Consider the following 2076-nt stretch of genomic DNA (forward strand, 5'->3'; position numbering starts at 1 on the left):
CGAAAAAATAAAAATAATCTGGAATTATTAACCTTTTAAAACTTCAAAAAAAGGTCAACCTATTTCAGGACGATACAAGAAACTATGGGGCTAAACATTTCAGGACTTGTAATTGACAAAAATTACGAAAATAATTTAGCAGAACTTGAGTCTGTAATCGGACAAAAGTTAGTTTTTGAAAAAGAAGTAACTTTTGAAGAAACACTTGAGAGTTAGAAGGAAGACACATATTGTGATGTATACTTTTCAAAAAACGGAACATTGGTTTTATTATCTATGGAAATCGGTGGATTTGATTTTTATGCAAATAATCAAACCGCTTTCTCTTTCGTTCTGTCGGAAATGACAATGATGTTCACGGTTAATTATACAAAAAATGATGAACTTATACGTTCCATAATGGAATCTGAAGAAATGAATGAAGATGAAGGTGAACCATTTGAATTTGAAAAAAATGAAGATGACAAATCGAAATTAATTTACCATTTGATTGAAAAAACTTTGGGAGAATCTTTTCATAATATCGATTTGGAAGCCAAATGTTTTAGATATTCGTTTAAACAAGAAACAGTAGCAGAAGAAAAAAATACTCAATTAGTAGAAGTTAAAAATGAACAAACTAATCAAAATAAAAAGCCTTGGTGGAAATTTTGGTAAAAAATAACTATTACCAACAACGTATATAGCTCATATCTAGCTAGTTGCTTAATCGAAGTTAAGGCATATTTGGAAAGTCGCCAAATTTTTAAATTTGACGATTTCCAATAAAAGAAGATAAATAGTAAAATTTAAAAATCTGGCTTGTGTCCAACCGAAAAACAATCGCTAATTTGCACGCTACGAGCCATATACACAACCGTTGCCAATAATTTGAAATGAAATTCACAACCGAACAATTAAATGCAGAAGGAATAAGACAATGGGATTGGATTAAAGTTCAATTTCCAGATTGCCCTTTACTTTTAGGAAATGGTTTTAGCCTAAATTTCAGTTCAAGATTACTTTATCGTAATTTATATGAAAAGTATATAGAAAATTGCCCTGAAGATGCTAAAAAACTATTCAAAGAATTTAAATCGACAAACTTTGAAATTATTTTAGAACATTTAGAGTCGACAGAAAGAGTTTGTAGCGCATTAGAAATTGAACAACAAAGAATAAGTAAAAATAAAGATTTAATCAAACAAGGTTTAATCGATTCGATTAATCGTATTCATCCAACACCAGACGAAATAAAATTAGACCAAATTAAACTTGTAGCGGAACAAATAAAGGAATTCGAACAAATTTTCACTACAAATTATGACTTATTTCTTTACTATTTAATTTTAGAAAGTAAAAAATTCGGAGATTATTTTTATATGCCATTCTTTGAGGACGAAAGGTTTAAGCGTTTTAAAACTGGAGATGTTTTTAAGAAAAATCATATTTATTATTTACACGGAGCACTTTTTGTTTTTGAAAAATCTGTAGAAACAATAAAAATAAAACGTAATGAAAATTGGCTAATTGAAGTAATTACAAAAGAAATATCTAAAGACAATTATCCTTTATTTATTAGTGAAGGAACTTCTGAAATGAAATTAAAAGGTATTCAATCAAATAATTATCTGACATATTGTTTTAGAGAACTGAAAGAAAATAAAAATAAAAATCTTGTCATTTACGGACAATCATTAAGTGACCAAGATTTGCATATTGTAAAAGCAATTGACGAGAATTATGACAAAGTTGCTATTTCAATTAGAATATCTGAAAACAAAACAATGAACGAATTAAAATCGGAAATGAATAGAATAAAATCTATCCTAAAAAACACAGAAGTTGAATTTTACGATTCTACTTCGTTATTTAAATTTGAATAAAAAACTATTGGCAACACCGTATATAATTTATTGCTGGCTTCTCGCTTACTTACGAAAGTCCTTGCGGACTTTCTTGGTCGGTAATTATTTACTAAATTAGTTGCTTGAAACACGCAACAAACCATATACAACAACGTTAGCTTTAATGTAAAAAAACAGAAAAGTTTCCATATATATCAACTTTTTAGAGTAAATTTGTTCTATTGAAAAT

General features: G+C 28.0%; 3 protein-coding genes. All 3 read left to right on the top strand.

Features of this window, described 5'->3' with window-relative positions:
- The first annotated feature begins 84 nt into the window (after positions 1 to 84).
- The 3 genes from Q4548_RS16555 to Q4548_RS16565 all read left to right on the top strand — a co-directional run bounded on the left by Q4548_RS16555 (position 85) and on the right by Q4548_RS16565 (position 1865).
- Positions 85 to 216: a hypothetical protein gene (locus Q4548_RS16555; protein WP_303457112.1), complete on the top strand. Its 132-nt coding sequence runs from the start codon at positions 85 to 87 to the stop codon at positions 214 to 216.
- A gap of 45 nt (positions 217 to 261) precedes the next feature.
- Complete coding sequence (locus tag Q4548_RS16560) at positions 262 to 657, top strand: hypothetical protein (protein WP_303457114.1); 396 nt, start codon at positions 262 to 264, stop codon at positions 655 to 657.
- A 218-nt stretch (positions 658 to 875) separates the two neighbouring features.
- Complete coding sequence (locus Q4548_RS16565; RefSeq protein ID WP_303457117.1) at positions 876 to 1865, top strand: DUF4917 family protein; 990 nt, start codon at positions 876 to 878, stop codon at positions 1863 to 1865.
- The last annotated feature ends 211 nt before the right edge of the window (positions 1866 to 2076 follow it).

The organism is Wenyingzhuangia sp. 2_MG-2023 (assembly GCF_030548295.1).
GTDB lineage: Bacteria > Bacteroidota > Bacteroidia > Flavobacteriales > Flavobacteriaceae > Wenyingzhuangia.